Origin of the sequence: Luteimonas sp. 8-5 (genome assembly GCF_029763755.1) — a bacterium.
GTDB lineage: Bacteria > Pseudomonadota > Gammaproteobacteria > Xanthomonadales > Xanthomonadaceae > Cognatiluteimonas.
The window spans coordinates 1-4,204 of sequence record NZ_JARUVM010000021.1 but is presented as its reverse complement, the minus strand read 5'-3'; the positions used below and the strand labels follow the sequence as shown (position 1 = coordinate 4,204).

5 protein-coding genes and 1 pseudogene are annotated in these 4,204 nt (G+C 71.1%); 4 read left to right on the top strand and 2 right to left on the bottom strand.

Going from position 1 to position 4,204, the window contains the following annotated elements; genetic code table 11:
* The 4 genes and pseudogenes from QAA18_RS03865 to thiL form a co-directional block, all read left to right on the top strand.
* Window positions 1–150 (top strand): annotated as a pseudogene (locus tag QAA18_RS03865) (bifunctional 3,4-dihydroxy-2-butanone-4-phosphate synthase/GTP cyclohydrolase II); the annotation flags it as partial.
* 166 nt (window positions 151–316) lie between these two features.
* Complete coding sequence (ribH, locus tag QAA18_RS03860) at window positions 317–784, top strand: 6,7-dimethyl-8-ribityllumazine synthase (RefSeq protein ID WP_279411135.1); 468 nt, start codon at window positions 317–319, stop codon at window positions 782–784.
* The gene (nusB, locus tag QAA18_RS03855) at window positions 781–1,260 is read left to right on the top strand and encodes a transcription antitermination factor NusB (RefSeq protein ID WP_279411134.1); all 480 of its coding nucleotides are present in this window, start codon (window positions 781–783) and stop codon (window positions 1,258–1,260) included. The genes ribH and nusB overlap by 4 nt, the downstream gene beginning before the upstream one ends.
* Window positions 1,245–2,207 carry a thiamine-phosphate kinase gene (thiL, locus tag QAA18_RS03850; RefSeq protein WP_279411132.1) on the top strand — a complete coding sequence of 321 codons (963 nt, stop codon included), beginning with the start codon at window positions 1,245–1,247 and terminating at the stop codon, window positions 2,205–2,207. Before nusB ends, thiL begins: the two co-directional genes overlap by 16 nt.
* Here the strand turns inward: thiL and QAA18_RS03845 are convergent.
* A complete protein-coding gene (locus tag QAA18_RS03845) occupies window positions 2,177–3,016 on the bottom strand; it encodes a hypothetical protein (protein WP_279411130.1) in 840 nt (279 codons plus the stop codon). The two genes, thiL and QAA18_RS03845, sit on opposite strands and share 31 nt — an antisense overlap.
* Before the next feature lie 5 nt (window positions 3,017–3,021).
* The coding region (locus QAA18_RS03840) for an FAD-linked oxidase C-terminal domain-containing protein (RefSeq protein ID WP_279411129.1) at window positions 3,022–4,204 on the bottom strand (1,183 nt) is incomplete at its 5' end.

Here is a 4,204-nt window from a genome sequence, read left to right as displayed (position 1 = left end):
GGCGCCCTCGCCGAGTGGCGCCGCAACGGCGCCGGCAGCCAGATCCTGGCCGACCTGGGCCTGGGCAAGCTGCGCGTTCTCGGCACGCCGCGCCGGCAGGTCGGCCTGGCCGGCTACGGCCTCGAGGTGGTCGAGTACCTCAGTTTGTAGGCGGGAAAGAGGGGAATGAGGGGAGTGAGGGGAATGAAGGAAGTGGTGAGCGTCATGACCGCAGCCATTCCCTTCATTCCCCTCACTCCCTTCATTCCCTGCTCCCCAGCCCACCCGCGCTCCAGCAGGTAGAATCGCGACTCGATCCCGATTCCCCAAACCCGCCATGCCCCACTACGAAGGCGACCTGCGCGCCGCCAAAGGCGCCCGCTTCGCCATCCTCGCCAGCCGCTGGAACCCGCGCATCACCGATGCGCTGGTGGCCGGTGCGCGCAAGGCCTTCGCCGACAATGGCGTGGCCGAGGACGCGATCGACGTGGTCCGGGTGCCCGGCGCATGGGAACTGCCGCTCGCGGCCGCGCGCCTGGCACAGGCCGGGCGGCACGCGGCGCTGGTCGCCCTGGGTTGCGTGGTGCGCGGCGACACCCGCCACTACGAGCAGGTCGCCGATGGCTGTTCCGAGGGCCTGATGCGGGTCGCGCTCGATTACCGCCTGCCGGTCTGCAACGGCGTGCTCGCCGTCGAGGAACACGCCGATGCGGAAAAGCGCGCCGGCGGCAGCCACGGCAACAAGGGTGAGGAAGCCGCACAGGTCGCCATCGAGATGGCCCAACTGCTGGAGCAACTGCCATGACCACGGGCAAGACCACCGGCAAGCCCAGGCCGCGCCGCAAGGACGGCATCGACCCGGTCGCGCGGTCGCGTGCGCGTCGCCGCGCGCTGCAGGCGATCTACGCCTGGCAGGTGTCGGGCGGCAACGCCCAGCAGGTAATCGCGCAGTTCGCGCACGAGCAGGCGCATGAAGTCGCCGACCTCGAGTATTTCGAGGACCTGGTGCGCGGCGTCCTCAGGCATGTCGCCGAGCTTGACGCGAAGCTGGCCGCATTCGTCGACCGCGAGGTCGAGCAGGTCGATCATATCGAGCGCGCGGCCCTGCGCATCGCCGCGTACGAACTGCTGCACCGCATCGACGTGCCGTACAAGGTGGTGATCAACGAAGCCATCGACACCACCAAGCGCTTCGGTTCCGAGCACGGCCATACCTACGTCAACGGCGTACTCGACCACGCGGCCGCCGAGTGGCGCGCGGCGGAATGGAATTCGCGCTGATCGAACGGATCCGCCGGCGCGCAGGCGCGCGCGGCGACGTGGTGCTCGGCATCGGCGACGACGCGGCGCTGCTGCGTGTCCCCGAAGGCAAGCTGCTGGCCGTGGCCACCGACACGCTCAACATCGACGTGCATTTTCCCGGCGACACCGCGCCGGCCGACATCGGCTGGAAGTCGCTGGCAGTGAATCTCTCGGACCTGGCCGCGATGGGTGCACGACCGGCCTGGGCGACGCTGTCGCTGTCACTGCCGCACGCCGATGAAGCATGGGTGGATGCCTTCATGGACGGCTTCGTCGCGTTGGCCGCGCAACATGAAGTGGCCCTGGTAGGTGGCGACACGACTCGCGGGCCGCTGTCGGCCTGCGTCACCGTCCATGGATTCGTCGATCACGGGAGTGCGATGCGGCGCGATGGCGCGCGCACCGACGACGACATCTGGGTCAGCGGCACGCTCGGCGATGCCGCCGCCGCGTTGGTGCAGTGGCGTGCCGGTGGTGGGGGCGACCCGGCATTACGCACGCGGCTGGACAGGCCGGAACCGCGCGTGGCGCTGGGGCTCGCAATCGCGGGGGTCGCTCATGCGGCCATCGACGTGTCCGACGGCCTGCTGGCCGACCTGGGCCACATCTGCGCCGCGAGCGGCGTCGGCGCCGAAATCGACCTCGCGCGGCTCCCCGCTTCACCGCTGCTGCGCGAGCGCTTCGACGAGGCCGCGCGTGCAGCGCTGCAGTCCAGCGGCGGCGACGATTACGAGCTGTGCTTCACCGCCGCGCGATCGCACCGCGACGCGATCGATGCAGTGGCGTCCGGGTGCGGCGTCGCGCTGACGCGGATCGGGCGGATCGCCGCCGGAAGTGGCGTGCGTGCGTTCACCGCCGATGGCCGTCCCTGGCAGTCGAACCGCCAGGGGCATGTTCACTTCGAGCCGTTGGCAACCTCGAAGTAAGGCGCTAGTACCGCTGCCTTCAGCAGCACTACGCTGCCATCGCCCGCCAGCCGGGGCTGGGTTTCCATTGGCGTGTCGGGCGAGACGCCCGCGTTGGCCTGGAGCAGCGGGAAATCGAGCCGCAGGTCGGCTGCCCGGGCGTCGGAGCCGGTGAGTGCGCGATAGAGCTGCGCGGCCATGATCATCGATGCGCGCAACCCGGGATGGGTGCCGTCGGGGAAGGCCTCGCGCGGATCCCCCAGGCCTGCAGCCCACAGGCGCAGCGCCGTTCCGGCGGGTACCACCTGGGCATCGGTGCCGCCCTTGCGCATGCGCATGGCCAGTTCTTCCGCCGCCTCGTCCAGCGGACTGGTGGCGCCGTCGCTGCCGCGCCGCTTCGCGCGCAGGTCCGCCTGCCCCCAGGTCGAAAGCAGCAGCACGCGCGTGCCGTTGGCGGCAGCCACCTCAGCGAACCGCCGATGTGCCCGTTCGCTGGCGCGGCACTCGGCTTCGCGCCGCGTCTCCGCGCTGGCCATGCAGGCAAGCACCCCGCCGCGCTCCTGCAGCACGAGCACATCCCAATGGCTGGCGGCGAGGGCCCTGGCCACGTGCCCGTCCTCCCAGCGTTCGTCGAGGCTGCCGCCGGGCGCGGCCCAGGTGCTGACCTCGATCCCGTCGCCGCCGGGCTGCGCTGCCGCCACCGCTTGCACCAGGCGCGGCAGGTCGTTGACGTAGATGAGGCTGTTGCCCACGAACATCACCCGCAGCGGCGGCGCGGCCGCGGCGGGCAGCGACAGCAGCAGGGCGAATGCCAGGACCAAGGCGCGCATGGGAATCATGGCAGCAGCTTGCCGGGATTGAGGATGCCGTCCGGATCGAAGACCGACTTCACCTGCCGCATCAGCGCCAGCGTCGGCGCGTCGATGGCCTGCGCCATGAAGTCGCGCTTGGCGATGCCGATGCCGTGCTCCCCCGAGAGCGTGCCGCCGAGTTCGAGCGCAAGCGCGAACACCCGCGGAAGCGCGTCCCGGGCTGCCTGCGACTGCGCGGCATCGTCGGGGTCGAACATGATGTTGACGTGCAGGTTGCCGTTGCCGGCGTGGCCGAAGGTGACGATGTGGACGCCGCATTCGCGCGAGATCGCCTGCACGCCGGAGACCAGCTCCGGGATCCGCGACACGGGCACCACCACGTCCTCGTTGATCTTGCCCGTGGCGATGGTGCGCAGCGAGGGCGACAACGCCTTGCGCGCGGCCCAGAGCCGCTCGCGCGCAGCCGCGCCGCCGCCGGTCTCGATGTCGATCAGGCCCTCGACCGTGGCCGCCTCGCCGATGGCCAGGAGCGCGGCCGGCAGGCTGTCGGCGTCGCCGTCGGCTTCCAGCAGCAACAGTGCGCCGACACCGGCCGGGAGGTCGGCGCCACCGACCTCGCGCACCAGGCGCACGCTTTCCCCGTCCATGAACTCGAGCATCGACGGGACCACCGGCTGTGCCATCAGGCGCGCCACCGCGGCCGCCGCGCTGCCGACGTCGCGGTACATCGCGCGCAACACCTGTCGGTCGCGCGGCAGCGGCGCAAGCTTCAGCGTGGCTTCGACGATCAGGGCCAGCGTGCCTTCGCTGCCGATGAGCAGGCGTTGCAGGTCGTAGCCGGTCGAGCCCTTGGTGGTGGCGCTGCCGCAGGTGACGAGTTCGCCGGTGCCGGTGACGGCCACCAGCGCCAGCACGTTGTCGCGGGTGGCGCCGTACTTCACCGCGCGCGGCCCGCCGGCGTTGCAGGCCAGGTTACCGCCGATCGTGCAGGTGTCCGCGCTGGTCGGATCCGGCGGCCAGAACAGGCCGTGCGCGCGCAGCGCTTCCTGCAACGCGCCATTGACGACGCCAGGCTCGACCACCGCGCAACGGTCGCCGGGGCGGATGTCGAGGATCCTGGCCATGCGTTCGAACGAGACCACGATGCTGCCGTCCGGCGGCACCGTCGCGCCGGTGGTGTTGGTGCCGGCGCCCCGCGCCACCAGG

Excerpts from the sequence above, each read along its gene's own strand:
- ribH (WP_279411135.1), top strand. The coding sequence starts at position 317 with ATGCCCCACTACGAAGGCGACCTGCGCGCCGCCAAAGGCGCCCGCTTC.
- nusB (WP_279411134.1), top strand. The coding sequence starts at position 781 with ATGACCACGGGCAAGACCACCGGCAAGCCCAGGCCGCGCCGCAAGGAC.
- thiL (WP_279411132.1), top strand. The coding sequence starts at position 1,245 with ATGGAATTCGCGCTGATCGAACGGATCCGCCGGCGCGCAGGCGCGCGC.
- QAA18_RS03845 (WP_279411130.1), bottom strand. The coding sequence starts at position 3,016 with ATGCGCGCCTTGGTCCTGGCATTCGCCCTGCTGCTGTCGCTGCCCGCC.